We start from the raw sequence: 17,254 nt of genomic DNA, 5'->3' as shown, positions 1-17,254 counted from the left end.
CAGTTACGAGAAGGCGCATCCTCGGATGCGCCTTTCTTCTATCCGGATTCTACCCACGCTCCACGGTTGCCTAAATTTGAAGTTCAACCGTTTCTGGGGGACGCATGCTGCAGAATATCAGGGACAATTCACAAGGCTGGATTGCCAAGACCATCATCGGGATCATCGTCGCATTGATGGCGTTGACCGGTTTCGAAGCCATTTTTCAGGCCACTTCGAACACTAATGAAGCGGCCAAGGTCAACGGCGAGGAGATCAGCCAGAACGAGCTGAGCCAAGCGGTCGACATGCAACGCCGTCAGCTGATGCAACAGTTGGGCAAGGATTTCGATGCTTCCTTGCTGGACGAAAAGATGTTGCGCGACTCGGCTCTCAAGGGCCTGATCGATCGCAAGTTGTTGCTACAAGGCGCCCATGATGCGGATTTCGCTTTTTCCGAAGCCGCGCTGGATCAAGTGATCCTGCAAACGCCTGAGTTCCAGGTCGATGGCAAGTTCAGCCCCGAGCGTTTCGACCAGGTCATACGCCAGTTGGGTTACGGTCGCCTGCAGTTCCGCCAGATGCTGGCGCAGGAAATGCTGATCGGCCAGCTACGCGCCGGCCTGGCTGGCAGCGGATTTGTCACCGATGCCCAGGTGCTGGCGTTTGCCCGTCTGGAAAAGCAGACCCGTGACTTCGCTACCCTTACCATCAAGGCAGATCCATCGACCGTGAAGCTGACCGATGACGAGGTCAAGGCCTACTATGATCAGCACGCCAAGGAATTCATGACACCCGACCAGGTGGTCATTGACTACGTTGAGCTGAAGAAAGCCTCTTTCTTCGACCAGGTCAGCGTCAAGGATGAGGACCTGCAAGCGGCGTATCAGAAAGAAATCGCCAACTTGTCCGAACAGCGTCGCGCGGCGCACATCCTTATTGAAGTCAACGATAAGGTCACCGAAGCCCAGGCCAAGGCGAAGATCGAGGAAGTCCAGGCGCGCCTGGCCAAAGGCGAGTCGTTTGAAGCCTTGGCGAAGGAATATTCCCAGGATCCAGGCTCGGCGAACAATGGCGGCGATCTGGGCTTTGCTGGGCCAGGGGTCTACGATCCGGAGTTCGAAAAGGTGCTGTACGCCCTGAACAAGGACCAGGTTTCGGCGCCGGTGCGAACCGACTTTGGCCTGCATCTGATCAAGCTGCTGGGTGTTGAAGCCCCTGAGGTGCCGACCTTTGCGAGCCTGAAGGACAAGCTGACTCGCGAACTGAAGGCTCAGCAGGTCGAGCAGCGTTTCGTCGAGGCGACCAAGCAATTGGAAGACGCTTCGTTCGAAGCCTCGGACTTGGCGCAGCCTGCCCAGGACCTCAAGCTGACCGTGCACACCTCGGCACCGTTCGGTCGCGAAGGCGGTGAAGGAATTGCGGCCAACCGCGCCGTGATCACTGCTGCGTTCAGCCCGGAAGTGCTGGAAGAGGGTGCCAACAGCACGGCCATCGAGCTGGACCCGGAAACGGTCGTGGTGCTGCGTGCCAAGGAACACCGCAAGCCTGCGCAAATGCCGCTGGAAAGCGTGGCCGGTCCGATACGCGCCCAATTGTCCAAGGAACATGCCAGCGCAGGTGCCAAGACCCAGGCCGATGAGCTGATCGCCAGCCTGCGCGATGGCAAGGTTGCCCTGGACAAGCCGGTCAATGGCCAGGCGTGGAAAGCTGTAGAAGCGGCGACTCGCAGCCAGGAAGGCATCGATCCTGCCGTGCTGCAGGCGCTGTTCCGCATGTCCAAGCCGCAGACCAAGGACAAGCCGACGTTCGCCAGCGTGACCCTGCCTGACGGCAGCGTGACGGTCTTGCGCCTGAACGGCGTCAACGAAGGTGCGGCACCGACCGAGGAAGAAAAGGCCGAGTACCGTCGCTACCTGGCGTCCCGTGTCGGCCAGCAGGATTTTGCGGCTTACCGCAAACAGTTGGAAAGCGAGGCGGACATCAAGCGCTTCTGAGTGCATTGATGCGTTAGCCATGGACCCCGGCCGAAAAGCCGGGGTCTTTTTGTATCTGTGTATTGCTGTTGACGGGGATGTTCGTCGATTCGTCGAACTTGGTCTTTTTCCTGCCCGCAAGCCCCCGTAGACTTGTACCCCCTTTGAGACACGATTACCCAAGCTGCCTGGTCGCGTTCTGTTGCACAATACGCGCCGGATTGTTTTACCCAGGATGCTCAATGTTCAAATCATTTCACATGCGCACCGTTGGGCTGGCATTGCTGCTGGCTGTCGCGGCCGGCTGCTCCTCCAAGAAGGCCGCCATCTACGAGCACGAGAACTTTGATGATTCGGGCACGTTCTCGCGTACCTATCCGGTGACTGATGTGGCGACCTGCGAAGCAGGGCGCCGGGCGTTGCTCAGCCAGGGCTACATCATCACCAGCAGCGATCCGAAGCTGATCAGCGGCCACAAGAGTTTCCAGCAGACTGGCGATACCCATATGGAGATCAGCTTCAACCTGGTCTGCGCCGAGGATGGCGGTCCCGGCCATCGCGCCACCATGTTCGCCAACGCCTTGCAGGACCGCTACGCCCTGAAGAAAATCAACAACTCCGCCAGCCTGGGCGTGGGCGTGTTGGGATCGGTCTCGATGCCGATCGGTTCTTCGGATGATTCGATGGTCAAGGTCGCCAGTGAAACCGTATCGGCGGCCAAGTTCTATGAGCGCTTCTTCGCGCTGGTGGAGGTGTTCCTGCCACCGGAAGCCAAGAAAGCCGTGGAGAACGCCGATAAGCCAAAAGCGGAGCTTGGCGTTCCGGAACCCAAGGCCGAACCGGCAGCCTTGGCTCCCGCGTCGGCTCCCGCACCCGCCCCTGGGGCCTTGCAAGCGCCTGCAGCGGAACCAGCGCCGGCCCCGGCACCCATCACGCCGGTCGAGCCGGCCCCCGCCGCATCGGAGCCGGTCGCGCCGCCAGTCGAGCCCGCGCCGATCGCACCCAGCGAGCCGGAGTCCTACGCGCCTTCTTCGTCGGACACCATCACACCGCCGCCGGCCAGCTCCTTGCCTGCACCGACCGAGCCAATCCAACCTCTGCCGGCCTCCTGAGCAGCTGTAGCAAGGGCTGTCATTCCTTGCTACATGTCTTGGCTTTAAATCCCCAACGCTGTGCTACGTTTAATTCATGAGGCTGTGGCTTCATGTTTTATTCACAAAGCAGCTTTATGCTGATTCCAAGCCATCAGGCTTCGGTTCAACGATTGGGAAGGACGCGCAATGGATGATTATCAGGAAGAGCTGCTGGAATATCAGGCCTATGAGCTGGACCCGCTGGAGCCAGCCGAGGATGCGACTGAGCTTTAGGGGCATGTCCGCAGGCAGCTAGAGGCCAGTTAGAGGCGACGAGACACGACGGAGCCTGGGCGCTGGGTATCGGGTTCATGTCCCCTTGCGGCTGCGACGAAAGTCTCCGGGCGTTTGGTTGTTCCAGCGCTTGAAGGCACGTTGAAAGGCTTCCGCCGAGGCGAACCCCAGCAAGTAGGCGATCTCACCGAACGCCAACTCCGTGTCGCGAATGTACGTCATGGCCAGGTCTCGACGGGTCTCGTTGAGGATCGCCCTGAACTGCGTGCCTTCCTCCGCCAGTTTGCGGCGCAACGTCCAGGTCGGCAGTTTCAGGCGCATCGCCACTTCTTCAAGATCCGGCTCCCGCCCACCACTGAGCAGCGGACCCAGCAGTTGGATGATACGTTCACGCAAGGTTCGCGTGCGTGTCAGTTGCTCCAGTTCCCGTTCGCATAATTGGACCAGGTGCCGCCAGGTACTGGGACAGTGTTGAGGATTGCGCTGTGCGAGGCTATCCAGGCCCAATCGCAGCTGGTTCTGCTCGGCGCCGAACTGCACCGGGCAGTCGCCAAGTATCTGATAGGCCTGCCCATACTCCGGCTCCTCGAATTCGATGTCGATGCGTTCGGCTTGCAGCCCGATTTCGCTCACACTGGACAACTGCTTGAGCCAGCCGGCAATGATCGAATCCACGACGAAGCGGTTATAGGCGTTATAGGGGCTGATGGAATAGAACCGCAGCCAGGCGCCTCGGGCGTCCTCGTGGAAGCTTGATTGTCCGCGATAATTGGAACCGTACAGCGGCTCGAAGCGGATCATGCAGCGGGCAGCTTCCCGTACGGTGGGCGCCTGGGCGGCAGTCACGCCGGCGAGCCCGGCCTGGCTCAAGCGGCTGAGCTGACCCATGCGCAAGCCCAGTGCCGGATCCTCTGTCAATTGGATCGCGGCGTGGCCCAGGCGCATGTAGCGCGGAATCGACAGCCGCGCCCTGGGTTCGGCCAGGCGTGCAGGATCAAGGCCGTATTGTTCGAGCAACGGCAGCGGATCCCTCCCGTGGCTGGCAATTGCGTCGGCAAGGCTATGGACGAAACCCACGGACAAGTCGCCCAGGCGCATCGGCTGTGGCTTCATGCTCACAACCAGAGGTTCAACAGGCGAGCGCCACGGGCTTCGCCATCGGGGAACTGCTGGCCGCCATGGCTGATGAAACTCTGGCCGGCACTGCCGTTGTCCCAGAACTGGCCGCGTAGAAACACGCTGACGCCCCCCAGGGCCTGGCTGACCGGCAACTGGCTGGTCAATGTCAGGCGACGCCATGCCTGGCCTTCGGTTATCTCGCCGGGCTTGAGGCTCACTTCGCTTGGCGTGGACAGGCCTTTGTAGCCTGCCCAGGGTTCATTCCACGAATCGCGGCCAACCACAAAGGCGGGTACGGCAATCAATTGCACGTCCTGCTCGTCGAGTTGCCGATAATGGAGCGGATACCAACTGTCACTGCCGATTAGTACGCCGAGGCGACCGGCCGGCGTGTCGATGACCGGGGTAGCCTGGGTTTCTTCTGCCCCGAGCACGTCTTGTTGGTCGAATATCGGATGACGTTGACGCAGGGGTTGGCCGATCGGACGACCATCGGGGCCGAAAACCAGGCTGGTGTTGTACAGCGCGCCGCCACTGATCTTCAGCTCGCCTTCGCTGACACTGGGTTCGGGCAGCACGATGGAGCCGGCCACCAGGGTCACGCCGAATTCCTTGGCCAGGCCCCCAAACAGCGTCTGGTAATCCCGGGCCATGGTGTCCGCTTTCATCCGCAGGTAGGCATCGTCCAGGCGGCTGCTGCCCTTGGCGCTTGCCAGGGCGCGAATAAAAGCCAGCGGGTTGCTGGCGGCGAGCCAATGCATGGCTTGCTTCAATGTACTGGCTTGATACACCTCGTCCTTTTCGCCGCTGACCATCAGCCAAGTGCCGATGTGCTCGGGCAGGACCACGATGGTTTTGTCGTTGAGAAACCCTTGGTCGCGCGCCGCTTGCAGATAGGCGGCCAGCTTGCGACGCAGGCGCTGGGGGCTCTGGTAGTCGGTGGGGAAAAGCTCGGGCTGGATGCCGAGCAAGTTGCCGCGATCAGAAGGCGTGCCCTGGTCGACCGCCAGGTTGATGCGCAGGTCTGAAAGGTAATGGCCGACTGGACGGTCCGCTGTCCACAGTGCGTAAGTGATAACGGCGGCCATCAAGGCCAGTGAGAACAGCAGGTACAGAAATTTGCGCATGGGGACAGTCAATGGTCGCTTACAGGTTCGTGATTTTTCACCAGGACACCTGGCAGGGTACGGTAAAACAAAGGATTAGCGAAAGGGCGCACAGCGGTGTGAGGAGGATGTGGGAAGTCTAGGCGAGCCGATTGTCCTGTGCATTTGGATCATCAACTTGTCAGTTTCGGTCATTGAGCGTCCCCATCCCGACTCTTAGGCTGTTACCCATGACTGACGGAAGCCATAGAGCTTCCGCATTTTCCGTGATCGCCCGTAGTGGAGTAACCGATGACCGCCCCTCATTACCCGCATTTGCTGGCCCCGCTGGACCTTGGCTTTACCACGCTGCGCAACCGTACCCTGATGGGGTCGATGCACACCGGTCTTGAAGAAAAGCCCGGTGGCTTCGAGCGCATGGCGGCCTATTTTGCCGAGCGCGCCCGTGGCGGCGTGGGCCTGATGGTCACCGGGGGAATCGGTCCTAACGATGAGGGTGGCGTTTACTCCGGTGCGGCCAAGCTGACCACCGAGGAGGAAGCCCTCAAGCACCAGATCGTCACCCGGGCGGTGCATGAAGCCGGTGGCAAGATCTGCATGCAGATCCTCCATGCCGGACGCTATGCCTATAGCCCCAAGCAGGTGGCACCGAGCGCGATCCAAGCGCCGATCAACCCGTTCAAGCCCAAGGAACTGGACGAAGAGGGCATCGAGAAACAGATCAGCGATTTTGTGACTTGTTCGTTGCTGGCCCAGAAGGCCGAGTACGACGGTGTCGAAATCATGGGCTCGGAAGGCTATTTCATTAACCAGTTCCTGGCGGCCCACACCAACCACCGTACCGACCGTTGGGGGGGCAGTTACGAAAACCGCATGCGCCTCCCGGTGGACATCGTGCGTCGGGTGCGCGAGGCGGTCGGCCCGAATTTCATCATCATCTTCCGTCTGTCGATGCTCGACCTGGTGGAAGGGGGCAGCACCTGGGAAGAGATCGTCCAATTGGCCAAGGCCATCGAGCAGGCCGGTGCAACGATCATCAACACGGGTATCGGTTGGCATGAAGCGCGTATTCCCACCATCGCCACCAAGGTTCCAAGGGCAGCGTTCAGTAAAGTCACCGCCAAGCTGCGCGGTTCGGTGAGCATTCCGTTGATCACCACCAACCGCATCAATACGCCTGAGGTCGCTGAGCAGATCCTGGCCGAGGGCGACGCCGACATGGTGTCCATGGCTCGGCCTTTCCTCGCTGACCCGGAGTTCGTCAACAAGGCAGCCGCTGGCCGGGCGGATGAAATCAATACCTGTATCGGCTGCAACCAGGCCTGCCTGGACCATACGTTCGGTGGCAAGCTCACCAGTTGCCTGGTGAATCCGCGAGCGTGCCATGAGACCGAGCTCAACTACCTGCCAGTGACCCAGGTGAAAAAAATCGCCGTGGTGGGCGCCGGTCCTGCCGGGTTGTCCGCCGCCACCGTGGCGGCCGAGCGCGGCCATCAGGTGACGCTGTTCGATTCGGCCAGTGAAATCGGCGGGCAGTTCAACATCGCCAAGCGTGTGCCCGGCAAGGAAGAGTTTTTCGAAACATTGCGTTATTTCAAGCGCAAGTTGCAGACGAGCCACGTCGAGCTGTGCCTCGATACCCGGGTGGACGTCGCGCAGTTGGTGGCCGGCGGTTTCGATGAAATTATCCTGGCGACCGGCATCGCACCGCGAGTGCCGGCCATCCCGGGCGTGGATCATCCCAAGGTGCTGAGTTACCTGGACGTGATCCTCGAGCGTAAGCCGGTAGGGCGTAGCGTCGCGGTGATCGGTGCAGGTGGGATCGGCTTTGACGTGTCGGAATTCCTCGTACACCAGGGGGTTGCCACCAGCCAGGACCGCGAAGCGTTCTGGAAGGAGTGGGGGATCGATACCCACCTCGAGGCGCGCGGCGGCGTGGCCGGGGTCAAGGCGCAACCTCATGCGCCGGCCCGGCAGGTGTTCCTGTTGCAGCGCAAGAAGTCCAAGGTCGGCGACGGTCTGGGCAAGACCACCGGCTGGATTCATCGCACAGGCTTGAAAAACAAGCAGGTGCAGATGCTCAACAGCGTCGAGTACCTGAAGATCGACGATCAGGGCCTGCACATTCGCATCGGCGAAACGGGCGAGCCGCAAGTGCTGGCGGTGGACAACGTGGTTATCTGCGCCGGCCAGGATCCGCTGCGTGAGTTGCAGGAGGGCTTGGAAGCGGCCGGCCAGACCGTCCACCTTATCGGCGGCGCCGACGTGGCGGCAGAGTTGGATGCCAAGCGCGCGATCAACCAAGGCTCGCGACTGGCGGCGCAGTTGTAAGGCGCAAATCCTCTGTGGGAGCGAGCCTGCTCGCGATGGCGGTCAGTCAGTGTCAGAAGTGTTTGGCTGACGCACCGTTATCGCGAGCAAGCTCGCCCCCACCGTTTTTTCGATGTCAGGACGTTTGCAACCAGCTGTTAATATGCCGGCCTGTTTTCCACCCGACTCGCCGCCATGCTACTTCCCGCTCTCGACTGGCACCCTCAACCTCGCCTCGAACCCCTTCATCTGGACTGGCTCGCCCGGTCCGGCGTCGAGGTGGCAGTGCTACGCCTGGACCGGATCGATCCGCTGATCAGCGGGAACAAATGGTTCAAGTTGCTTCACCACCTGCGCGCAGCCCATCGGGGCGGTGCTGCAGGTGTGATGAGCCTGGGCGGCGCTCATTCCAACCATCTGCACGCACTGGCCGCAGCGGGCCGGCGCTTTGGGTTCGCGACGGTCGGACTGCTGCGCGGTCATCCCCTGGATACGCCCACGGTGCTCGACTTGAAAGCGTTCGGCATGACGCTGCACTGGTTGGGTTACGAGGGATACCGCAGGCGTCATGACGAGGGTTTCTGGACACCCTGGCGGTCGCAATACCCTGAACTCTGGGCGGTGCCGGAAGGGGGGGCAGGCCTGCCCGGCGCGCAAGGTTGCATGAGCTGGGTCGCCTGTGCCCGTGATCAACTGGCGGCGTTGGGCTGGGCGGACTATCACGGCTGGTGGCTGGCCTGCGGCACCGGAACGTCGCTGGCGGGCCTGGTGCTGGCTGAAGCCGGCCAGCGCAAGGTGCATGGCGTCCTGGCGGTGCCCCAAGGCCATGGCGTCAGCCAGAACGTGGAAAACATCGTGAGGGCGGCAGGGCTTGCCGACCCGCTCTACGAGCTGCTCGACGGCAGCCGTGGTGGTTTCGGCCAGGTTGATGCTGATCTCTCCACGTTCATAGAAACCACCCAGGCCATCGAGCTGGAGCCGCTCTACACCGGCAAGGCGTTGATGTTGCTAAAGGCTCAGGTCGAGGCCGGCGCCTTTGAGCCGGGTACTCGGTTGATCTTCGTTCATACGGGTGGCTTGCAGGGGCGTCGTGGGTTTCAGTGAGCCATCAATAAGATCATGTATAGCAATCAATGCTCGCTCTTTCCTACGATCTCCAACATTGTTGTTCAACTCTGGTTGAAGTTTGCAGGTCTGCTGTTGTGCGGTCGAGATTCTGAAATACTTGCCCGGTCATATTTATATGATCTTTTTCGTTTGTACGGTCTTTTCAAGTTCTCTATCGTTGCCTCAATGTTTTTGGATTTATAAATAAGCGAGCCTGGATCGGCCGGGCCGTATTTATAAAACGAGGGGTAGAACATGGATACGTTCAATGGCAACAACGCACAACACGCTGTCATTAACCGGCAGATGGCGAAACCGCCGCGCCCGAGGCCGACGGCGAAGCCTGGCCTTGTTTCAAAACCGGCGGCCAAGCCTGGCCCGGCGCTCAAACCCGCACCCAAGCCAATACCAAAGCCCACCCCAAAGCCGGCACCCAAACCAGCGCCCAAGCCAACACCTAAACCAACGCCAAAACCCAATCCGACACCAGCGACGACACCCGGTCCGTCCATTAAGCCCACCCCGGCGTGGGCATCCATTCCGTGGCCCACCTTGAACGTGGGTATCGATCCCCTGGCGTTCGTAAACCTGGCAAAATCACCCGGGAGTACCCCGAATAACGATGGGACAGTCTCGCTGGCCGATGGCAGTGTGGTGGATGTCGAAGGTGAATCGGTCACGCGTCCCGATGGAACTATTCAATATGGCGACGGCACGTTGGTATACCTTGATGGGCGTGTAGTATTTGCCGATGGACAGATTCAATTTCCGGATGGGAGTGTGCTATTTCCCGATGGCGAATGGTTTGACATGGACGGGAACAAAAAGAACTGAAGATTTGTATTGTTCAGTTGTTAATGTATGAAACGTTCGATTGGAAATGCCGTGAACTATTGCCGCAATCTCCATGGGGTTGCGGCATTTTTTATCGGAAAGAAAACTTTGAATGAAAAGTGCGCATCGACGAGCCGCAATTGGGTTAGGAAAGGATCATGGTGAGATGTCCGGCGGGTTCAAGAGCCAGTTGAACAGCAGCCCGACATCTTTGTCGCCTGGCTCAGGCGGGGGGGCAGACGGAGGGCCATCGCTGTCCACGGCCGGGCCCACCAATCCTGCACACAATACTGGACGGTCTGGGTCGCCCTCGATGAAGCTGACCAGCACTTCGCTGCCGGCAATCAATGGGGGACGGTCATCGGGCATCGGCCAAGACAGGGGCAACGTGATCGGTTCTTCCTCCGGGCTCCAGAGGCTGACCTCGACTTTACCCTGCTCGTTAGGCCTGGCTTGCTGGCCGGGCGGGCCGAACACGTAGGCGACGTGGTAACCGGCGATACATGGCTTGGGATGCTTGAGCGCCGGGCGGAACACCGTGGACCAAGGGATGGCGCAAAACCGGTTGCGATAATGCCGCGGTTGCGGCGTGGCCGGCGGGTTCGCTTCTAGTATGGAAAATTGCCTTCCTCGGTGCTGGACCTCGGTGATCAGCCATTGATCATTGAAGGACGACACCGGGTGATTGCAGATCTGCGCGATGTGACCGCTGCGCAGGGCTGGTTCTGTGGCGTGGCCATGGATTTCCCGATGCCGATAGCGCAACCGTTCAAGGCTGCGGCGACCCGCCTGGTAGCGGTAAGCCTGTGCCGGATCTTCACGCATTTTTTCTGAGGCCGCGCTTCCAGGCGGGAGTGTCGCCCCTCGGTCGTTGTGGCCCACGGGTGGTCTGGCGATGATCGAATGATGGCGCTGGTATAGCCGCCTGATAGTCGGGTGTCTGTCCGCATCCTGGCGCATGACCAGTTCGACCGGCTGTGCCGGGAAGCTCTTTGGGTCTTCCGCGAATACGGCGACGTGGCCCTGGGGCGCGTGTTCGAAGTGATAGTGAATGCCTTCCTCTTCGCATAACCGCTGCAACAGATCCAGGTCGCTTTCTTCATATTGAATGCAGAACGGGCGAGTCGGATACTGCCCGTGCGGCAGCTCGAAACGATAGCTGTCGGAAGGCACGGCGTTACCTTCCAGCAGGCACTGCAGGATCTGGACAACGTTGAGCCGATGAAAAACCCGCCGTCGTGGCCCTTGTTCCAATTGCTGCAGATGAGGGACCAGCGTCAAGCGATAGCCCACGCGGCGCATGGTGTCGGCGGTCAGGCTGACATAATGCACAACCCCATGTACGCCCGACTCGCCATCAAGGCGTAGGAAAGCTGCCTGCCCCAGCAGACTGTCGGGGCTGACCGGCGGCGCCAGGCCGATCAGGTCAAGATCGAAGCGGTAAGGCTGGTTCAGGGCCTCACGGCCATTGAGCCGCAGCACTTGCAGGCGCAGATCGCTTTGAAGGATCGTCAGGCTGAAAGGGTGTTCCGAATCGTTGCGCATTGCGGCCCATGCTGGCTGAAGGATAAGAGTGCAAGGGTACGAAACCCCGGCGCGCAGCGCTGTGCCCGAATCGCTATTTCGGAAACCCCCTACAACACGTTGTGAAAATGTCGATTGGAGGCAGCGATTTTTTGGTCGATCAGCCGGTTTAGGCCGTATAAACTTGCGCCACAGCGCCGGCCAGGTGTCTCGGCGCGTCAGACAAGAGAGTGAGTAATGGGCGCACAGTGGAAGGTTAAACACAAAGAAGCGGCTGCCAACGCCAAGGGCAAGATCTTCGGCAAATTGGTGAAGGAAATCACCATTGCCGCGCGCAACGGTGCTGATGTCGCCACCAACGCGCACCTGCGGCTGGTGGTCGAGCAGGCAAAAAAAGCTTCGATGCCCCGCGAGACCCTGGAGCGCGCGATCAAGAAGGGCTCCGGCCAGCTCGGCGAAACCGTGCAATACCATCGTGTCACCTACGAAGGGTTCGCACCCCATCAGGTGCCGCTGATCGTTGAGTGCGTGACCGACAACATCAACCGTACCGTCGCGGAGATTCGCGTTGCGTTCCGCAAGGGCCAACTGGGTGCCTCGGGTTCGGTGGCCTGGGATTTCAACCACGTGGGCATGATCGAAGCCGCCCCGGACAGCCCCGACGCTGATCCGGAAATGGCCGCCATCGAGGCCGGGGCCCAGGATTTCGAACCGGGCGAGGACGGTGCGACGCTGTTCATCACCGAGCCTGGCGACCTGGACGCCGTGCAAAAGGCGTTGCCGGAGCAAGGCTTCACGGTGTTGTCCGCCAAATTGGGCTATCAGCCAAAAAACCCGGTCAGCGGCCTGACCGATGAGCAAATGGCGGAAGTCGAGGCGTTCCTCGAAGGCCTCGACAACCACGACGACGTGCAGGATATGTTTGTCGGTCTGGCGGGCTAAGCCAAAGTCACTGTGGTGAGGGAGCGAGCTCCTTCACCACTCGCAGCAATTCTTCAATCTCGTCAAACCCCGGCCGCGCCAGTACATCCGGCTGGCAGCACCGCCCCTCGAGGTCTTTCAGTCGTGAAAGATCCTCGTTACCGAGCGCCGGTTCGATCCGCGCCAGCAATTCCCCCAACAGAATCCCGAAGGCCCGCACCTCGATGCGCTGCAACGCCCGTGTTTGCCTGTCTTTTTCGACCGTGGCGTGGAAAGACGCCGCGCCAAAATCCCCCAGCAGGCAATCGCCTTGGTCATTGAAGAGGATGTTGTGGCCGTACAGGTCTCCATGGGTAAGGCCTTGTCGGTGCAAGTGGCACGCCACGCCGGCAATACCCCGGGCGATGCGCAAGGCCACATCGGCGCTCAGGCGCAGTTCATCGGCATACACGTCGCGGGTACAGGATTCCAGGCTCGGCAGCCCGGCCAGGTTGCGGTAATCGGGCCCGATCAGGGCCATCACCAGCCCGGCCTGTTGCTCTGGGTGGCCGTTGACCTGACCCAGTACCTCGATCAGGTTCGGATGCTTGCCGGCGGTGATGCACGCGTGCATTTCATGCAATGGCGAGCCATCGCTGGTCATCTGGCCTTTGTAGAGCTTGACCGCGACGTCGCGCCTGGCCTTGCCGGGCGGTTGCCAAAGTGCATGGTGGATCACGCCCGAAGCCCCTTCGCCCAATGAACGCTGCAAGCTCAACTGCGACCAATCGATCGGCGTGGCGGCATGCAGCGCCTGGGTATCGCCTTGCGCTTGCAATGGATTGCCGGCGTAGGCCAGCCAACTGAGGCTCGGCATTTCCAGCAGCCAGGAGGGCAGTTCGGTCAGTTGATTGGCGCAAACACGCAGCAATTCGAGGCGATGACACCGGGCCAGGCTCGGCGGCAATTGCCGCAGGCGATTACCGGCCAGCATCAATTTCTGCAGATGGGGACGCCGGCCCAGCTCATCCGGCAGCTGGCTGACGCAATTGTCGGTCAAGATCAACCAGCGCAGCAGCGGCGGCAAGGCTGCGCCCGTGACGCGCTCGATGCGGTTGGCCTTGAAGCCGACCATGGTCAATGCGCTGCAAAGGCCCAGGCATTCAGGCAGTTCGGTGAAGCGGTTGTCCGAACAGAACAGTATCCGCAAGCGAGTAAGCCGATGGAGATCCGCTGGCAGCGTTTCGAGTTGATTGCCGCTCAGGTCGAGGATTTCGAGCGAGTCCGCCAGGTCGTAAATTTCCTGAGGAAACTCCGTCAGGCCGCACGACAGCTTCAGTCGGGCAATGCCCGATAGCTGGCCGGTTTGGAGTTGGGTGAGGGTCTGCATAGGGGAAGTCGCTGCTATCAAGGGGCCGAGCGCAATGGTGAAACCCGCGCAGGCCCGCATGATAAACAAAAAGGTTGCGCCAGTGCTTCTAGCGCTCGATGCTGCGGTTCCACCGCGCATTCCACGCCGGACGTTGTTCATTGACCTGATCCCAATCCACCGCGATCGCGGTTTCCAGGTACTGCTTCATCGCGTCCACTTGGCCTCGCGTCTTGTCGGTGGTCGGCGTGTTGGGGTTGGACGGGATCTGGTCGCCTTCTTCAAGGGCGATGGCCTGGGCTTCGGGCGTCAGCAGGAAGGCAGCGAGTTTTTGCGCGAGTTCGGGTTCGCTGTTCTGGGCGACGGCACATTCGGCGACGTTCAGCACCACTGCGCCTTCCTTCGGTTGTGCATACTCGACCGGCATGCCCTTGAGTTTTAACGCGGTGACCTGGGTCGGCGTCAACGGGAACAGCGCCGCTTCGTCCGTCTGCAACATCTCGGAGATTTTCGCCGAGCTTGGAATGTACTCCAGCACGTTGCGCCCGACGGTGTTCGGCCACGCCTTGAAGCCTGGCTCGACGTCAGTTTCGCTGCCGCCCTGGATCCGGTTGAACATCAGAAAACCGTGCAGGCCGAAGGTTGAGGAGGCCATCGATTGAAACACCACCTTGTCCTTGAATCGAGGGTCCGCCAGATCCATCCAGGACGTCGGCGTGTTCCAGCCTTTTTCCTTGAACAGCCGCGTGTTGTAGGCCAGTCCGGTGACGCCGAGGCTGACGGCGACGGCCTGGTCCTTGATGCGGCCCTTGGCCGGAATCTGTGCCAGGGGGGCGCTGTCCTGCAGCTTGTCGCACAGCCCCATGGCGATGGCGCGGTACATGATGCCATCGTCCAGGAACATCACGTGCATCTGCGGGTTGCCCTTGCTGGCCTGGACCTTGGCCAGGATGTCGGCCGAAGTGCCCGGCACGATCACCACCTTGACATTGTTGGCCTTCTCGAAGGCCGGCAAGACCTTGTCGGCATAAAGCCGCTCCATGGTGCCGCCGTTCATGCCCAGGTAAAGCGTCGGCTCGGCCAACGCCTGGGTGACGGGGAGCAGGGCGCCCAGGCAAGCGGAACCCAGCGAGCAGAAGCCGAACAGTGCACTGCGTTTGACGTTATTCATTAGCGCGACCTTCCTCTATCAAGCAACGGAGATGGAGTGGAACCGGGTGATGGAAAACGCATCCAGCGGCGTGGACGAAGCCCCGCTGCAGATGATTTCGGTGAGCGCCTGGCCCACCGCCGGGCCGATCTGGAAGCCCGCGCCGGCGAAGCCGAACGCATGCAAGAGACCGGGTTGGGTGCTGCTGGGGCCGATTACCGGTTGGCGATCGGGCAGGTAGCCTTCGGTGCCGCTCCAGGTGCGGATCGCCTGGGCGCCCTCCAGAAAAGGGTAGAGTTCGACGGCCTGGCGCAGGATCTCGATGACCGCGTGCTGGCCGGGCCTGGCGCGGGCGTCGTCCAGTGCGAAGCCCTGGCCCCCTCCCAGCACGCAATTGCCCCGGGCGACCTGGCGCGCATAAATGCCGCCGCCTTCGACGCCCGTGCTGGCGTCCATCACCACGGGCAGCGGCTCGGTCACCAGCATCGCTGGGTGCCCGGCGTACATCGGCACTGCTTCGCCGAACTGCGCGGCGAAGCGGCTCGCCCAGGCGCCAGCGCAATTCAGTAGCCACGGCGCGCGACATTCGAGGCCGGTTTCGGTGTGCACGGCAAAGCGTTGGCCGTCGTGAGTGACGTGGCTGACCGGGCATTGTTCGTGAATCTGTGCGCCATGCCTGCGGGCCGCCTGGGCAAATGCCGGCGAGACCAGCCGCGGGTTGGCGTGACCATCGTCCGGGCACAGCGAGGCGCCGACCGCGACGATGCCGACCCAGGGAAACCGTCTGCGTAATTCGTCGCGATCCAGCAGTTGCAAATCGAGGCCAAAGCCCTGACTGCTGGCGGCGTAGTTCTGCAATGAACGCAGGTCATCGAGGCTGCGTGCCAACTTCAGATGGCCGCTGCGCTGATACTCGCCGTCGATGCCAATCAACTGCGGCAATTGACCCCAGATTTCATGGGCACGTTGCGACAGCGGCAACTGAGACAAGGGCCGGCCCTGGCGCCGCACGCCGCCGTAGTTCACGCCGCTGGAATGCGAGCCGCAGAAGTCTCGTTCCAACAGCGCCACGCGGCGTCCGGCCTTACTCAAAAACAGTGCGGCCGAGGCGCCGACGATGCCGCCACCAATGATTACTGCATCGACCTCGATCATGGCTCGACCTCCAGGCCAAACGGCACGGGCTTGACTGGGGCCTGTGCCCGCAGGCGCCCGATGTCCCGGATGTCGCGGCCACTTGCGCAAGCGATGATTTCCGCGGCGGCGGCACCGCACATCCGCCCCTGGCAACGGCCCATGCCGACCCGGCAGTGGGCCTTGACCCGGTTGATTTCCCAGTGACCTTCGCCCACGACCTGGCGGATATCGCCGACGCTGACTTCTTCGCAGCGGCAAATCATCAAGTTGTCTTGAGCGAGGCTCGCCCACTCATCAGGGAAGGCAAAGGCCTGCTCCAGGCCTTGGCGGAAATTACCGATGCGTTCGAGAGACTGTTCCAACTGGGCGCAACGTTGCGGGTCGACTCGGTAGCCGAGGTCTTCGAGCAGTGCCAGGGCGGCGCGCTCGCCGGCCATTTCGGCGGCGTCGGCGCCCATGATCCCAGCGCCGTCACCGGCCAGGTAGACCCCGGCCGAACTGCTGCGACCGGCGCTGTCGCGTTGCGGTAGCCAGGCGCGATTGAGCGGGTTCCAGGCAAACTCGCAGCCCAGCAGATCGGCCAGTTGGGTTTCACTGCGCAAGCCGTGGGCGAAGGCGACCGCATCACAATCGAGCGTGTGCTCGCCCTTTTTGTTTCGCCACTTCAACGACTGTACCCGGCGTTTCCCGTTGATGTGCGCAAGGGTGGCGCCTTGATGCACCGGGATACCATGTGTCGTCAGCCAGGCGCGGTAATAGAGGCCCTTGGCGAGCGTGGCCGGTTGTGCGAGCAGGCCGGGCAGAGCGCGGGTCTGCGCGCTCAAGGGCGAACTGTCGAGTACCGCGGCGACGTTCGCGCCGGCCTTGGCGTATTGGTACGCCACCAGATACAGCAATGGCCCGCTGCCCGCGAATACCACCCGTTCACCAATGGCGCAGCCTTGGAATTTAAGGGCGATCTGCGCCGCGCCCAGGCTGTAGACGCCCGGCAGGGTCCAGCCGGGGACCGGCAGAATCCTGTCGGTGGCCCCCGTTGCGACGATCACGTTGGCGTAATCCAGGCGATCGGCGCGGCCCTCATGCAAGGTATCCAACTGACCGGCTTCAGCGTTCCAGACCAGCGTGTCGGGGCGGTAGTCGAGCTGCTCGCGCAACGCATCGAGGGTCTGGTGGATGGCGTTGGCCTTTGTTGCCTCGAAGCCATAAAGCTTGCCCGCAGACCGACTGAAATTGACGGGTTGGCGTCGGTAGATCTGCCCGCCACCGCGGGCGGCTTCGTCCAGCAGGATCGGGTAGATGCCATGGGCGACCAAGGTTTGCGCGGCGCGGATACCGGCGGGGCCGGCGCCGATGATGACGATGGGTTTCATGGCAAC

Annotated in this window: 14 protein-coding genes; 6 read left to right on the top strand and 8 right to left on the bottom strand. The window is 61.3% G+C overall.

What is annotated here, in order from left to right; genetic code table 11:
- Positions 1-104: 104 nt before the first annotated feature.
- Together J3P90_RS16515 and J3P90_RS16510 are read left to right on the top strand one after the other, a co-directional pair.
- Complete coding sequence (locus J3P90_RS16515) at positions 105-1,976, top strand: SurA N-terminal domain-containing protein (RefSeq protein WP_434610648.1); 1,872 nt, start codon at positions 105-107, stop codon at positions 1,974-1,976.
- Positions 1,977-2,197: 221 nt separating this feature from the next.
- Positions 2,198-3,067 (top strand): DUF2242 domain-containing protein, encoded by an 870-nt coding sequence (locus J3P90_RS16510; RefSeq protein WP_420764628.1) that lies wholly within the window; start codon positions 2,198-2,200, stop codon positions 3,065-3,067.
- Positions 3,068-3,397: 330 nt separating this feature from the next.
- On the opposite strand, the gene J3P90_RS16505 is transcribed toward J3P90_RS16510, so the two are convergent.
- Together J3P90_RS16505 and J3P90_RS16500 are read right to left on the bottom strand one after the other, a co-directional pair.
- Positions 3,398-4,435 carry an AraC family transcriptional regulator gene (locus J3P90_RS16505; RefSeq protein WP_434650562.1) on the bottom strand — a complete coding sequence of 346 codons (1,038 nt, stop codon included), beginning with the start codon at positions 4,433-4,435 and terminating at the stop codon, positions 3,398-3,400.
- Positions 4,436-4,437: 2 nt separating this feature from the next.
- The gene (locus J3P90_RS16500; RefSeq protein WP_420764626.1) at positions 4,438-5,568 is read right to left on the bottom strand and encodes a nitrilase-related carbon-nitrogen hydrolase; all 1,131 of its coding nucleotides are present in this window, start codon (positions 5,566-5,568) and stop codon (positions 4,438-4,440) included.
- A gap of 270 nt (positions 5,569-5,838) precedes the next feature.
- Between J3P90_RS16500 and J3P90_RS16495 the strand changes: the two genes are divergently transcribed.
- Positions 5,839-7,878 carry an FAD-dependent oxidoreductase gene (locus J3P90_RS16495; protein ID WP_420764625.1) on the top strand — a complete coding sequence of 680 codons (2,040 nt, stop codon included), beginning with the start codon at positions 5,839-5,841 and terminating at the stop codon, positions 7,876-7,878.
- Positions 7,879-8,052: 174 nt separating this feature from the next.
- Positions 8,053-8,961 carry a 1-aminocyclopropane-1-carboxylate deaminase/D-cysteine desulfhydrase gene (locus tag J3P90_RS16490; RefSeq protein ID WP_420764624.1) on the top strand — a complete coding sequence of 303 codons (909 nt, stop codon included), beginning with the start codon at positions 8,053-8,055 and terminating at the stop codon, positions 8,959-8,961.
- Positions 8,962-9,026: 65 nt separating this feature from the next.
- On the opposite strand, the gene J3P90_RS16485 is transcribed toward J3P90_RS16490, so the two are convergent.
- A complete protein-coding gene (locus J3P90_RS16485; RefSeq protein WP_434675057.1) occupies positions 9,027-9,503 on the bottom strand; it encodes a hypothetical protein in 477 nt (158 codons plus the stop codon).
- 13 nt (positions 9,504-9,516) lie between these two features.
- Here J3P90_RS16485 and J3P90_RS16480 point away from each other — a divergent pair, with 13 nt between their 5' ends.
- Positions 9,517-9,798: a hypothetical protein gene (locus J3P90_RS16480; protein WP_434563347.1), complete on the top strand. Its 282-nt coding sequence runs from the start codon at positions 9,517-9,519 to the stop codon at positions 9,796-9,798.
- Positions 9,799-9,954: 156 nt separating this feature from the next.
- On the opposite strand, the gene J3P90_RS16475 is transcribed toward J3P90_RS16480, so the two are convergent.
- A complete protein-coding gene (locus J3P90_RS16475; RefSeq protein ID WP_434610659.1) occupies positions 9,955-11,343 on the bottom strand; it encodes a type VI secretion system Vgr family protein in 1,389 nt (462 codons plus the stop codon).
- Positions 11,344-11,559: 216 nt separating this feature from the next.
- Here J3P90_RS16475 and J3P90_RS16470 point away from each other — a divergent pair, with 216 nt between their 5' ends.
- On the top strand, positions 11,560-12,264 hold the full coding sequence (locus J3P90_RS16470) for a YebC/PmpR family DNA-binding transcriptional regulator (protein ID WP_420764620.1): 705 nt from the start codon (positions 11,560-11,562) through the stop codon (positions 12,262-12,264).
- A gap of 7 nt (positions 12,265-12,271) precedes the next feature.
- Here the strand turns inward: J3P90_RS16470 and J3P90_RS16465 are convergent, their stop codons facing one another.
- The 4 genes from J3P90_RS16465 to J3P90_RS16450 all read right to left on the bottom strand — a co-directional run bounded on the left by J3P90_RS16465 (position 12,272) and on the right by J3P90_RS16450 (position 17,248).
- Complete coding sequence (locus J3P90_RS16465; protein ID WP_434675056.1) at positions 12,272-13,612, bottom strand: leucine-rich repeat-containing protein kinase family protein; 1,341 nt, start codon at positions 13,610-13,612, stop codon at positions 12,272-12,274.
- Positions 13,613-13,700: 88 nt separating this feature from the next.
- Positions 13,701-14,762, bottom strand: a complete 1,062-nt coding sequence (locus J3P90_RS16460) for an ABC transporter substrate-binding protein (RefSeq protein WP_434610664.1) — start codon at positions 14,760-14,762, stop codon at positions 13,701-13,703.
- An 18-nt stretch (positions 14,763-14,780) separates the two neighbouring features.
- Positions 14,781-15,896, bottom strand: a complete 1,116-nt coding sequence (locus J3P90_RS16455; RefSeq protein ID WP_434675055.1) for an NAD(P)/FAD-dependent oxidoreductase — start codon at positions 15,894-15,896, stop codon at positions 14,781-14,783.
- Positions 15,893-17,248 carry an FAD-dependent oxidoreductase gene (locus tag J3P90_RS16450; RefSeq protein WP_434675054.1) on the bottom strand — a complete coding sequence of 452 codons (1,356 nt, stop codon included), beginning with the start codon at positions 17,246-17,248 and terminating at the stop codon, positions 15,893-15,895. The genes J3P90_RS16455 and J3P90_RS16450 overlap by 4 nt, the downstream gene beginning before the upstream one ends.
- Between the last annotated feature and the right edge of the window lie 6 nt (positions 17,249-17,254).

The sequence above is a fragment of the Pseudomonas sp. D3-10 genome, from assembly GCF_051132175.1.
Taxonomy (GTDB): Bacteria; Pseudomonadota; Gammaproteobacteria; order Pseudomonadales; family Pseudomonadaceae; genus Aquipseudomonas.
This window is presented reverse-complemented; position numbering and strand designations above follow the sequence as displayed.

What these genes read in the sequence shown, in the direction of transcription:
- J3P90_RS16515 (WP_434610648.1), top strand. Translation starts at nt 105, where the DNA reads ATGCTGCAGAATATCAGGGACAATTCACAAGGCTGGATTGCCAAGACC.
- J3P90_RS16510 (WP_420764628.1), top strand. Translation starts at nt 2,198, where the DNA reads ATGTTCAAATCATTTCACATGCGCACCGTTGGGCTGGCATTGCTGCTG.
- J3P90_RS16505 (WP_434650562.1), bottom strand. Translation starts at nt 4,435, where the DNA reads ATGAAGCCACAGCCGATGCGCCTGGGCGACTTGTCCGTGGGTTTCGTC.
- J3P90_RS16500 (WP_420764626.1), bottom strand. Translation starts at nt 5,568, where the DNA reads ATGCGCAAATTTCTGTACCTGCTGTTCTCACTGGCCTTGATGGCCGCC.
- J3P90_RS16495 (WP_420764625.1), top strand. Translation starts at nt 5,839, where the DNA reads ATGACCGCCCCTCATTACCCGCATTTGCTGGCCCCGCTGGACCTTGGC.
- J3P90_RS16490 (WP_420764624.1), top strand. Translation starts at nt 8,053, where the DNA reads ATGCTACTTCCCGCTCTCGACTGGCACCCTCAACCTCGCCTCGAACCC.
- J3P90_RS16485 (WP_434675057.1), bottom strand. Translation starts at nt 9,503, where the DNA reads ATGGATGCCCACGCCGGGGTGGGCTTAATGGACGGACCGGGTGTCGTC.
- J3P90_RS16475 (WP_434610659.1), bottom strand. Translation starts at nt 11,343, where the DNA reads ATGCGCAACGATTCGGAACACCCTTTCAGCCTGACGATCCTTCAAAGC.
- J3P90_RS16470 (WP_420764620.1), top strand. Translation starts at nt 11,560, where the DNA reads ATGGGCGCACAGTGGAAGGTTAAACACAAAGAAGCGGCTGCCAACGCC.
- J3P90_RS16465 (WP_434675056.1), bottom strand. Translation starts at nt 13,612, where the DNA reads ATGCAGACCCTCACCCAACTCCAAACCGGCCAGCTATCGGGCATTGCC.
- J3P90_RS16460 (WP_434610664.1), bottom strand. Translation starts at nt 14,762, where the DNA reads ATGAATAACGTCAAACGCAGTGCACTGTTCGGCTTCTGCTCGCTGGGT.
- J3P90_RS16455 (WP_434675055.1), bottom strand. Translation starts at nt 15,896, where the DNA reads ATGATCGAGGTCGATGCAGTAATCATTGGTGGCGGCATCGTCGGCGCC.
- J3P90_RS16450 (WP_434675054.1), bottom strand. Translation starts at nt 17,248, where the DNA reads ATGAAACCCATCGTCATCATCGGCGCCGGCCCCGCCGGTATCCGCGCC.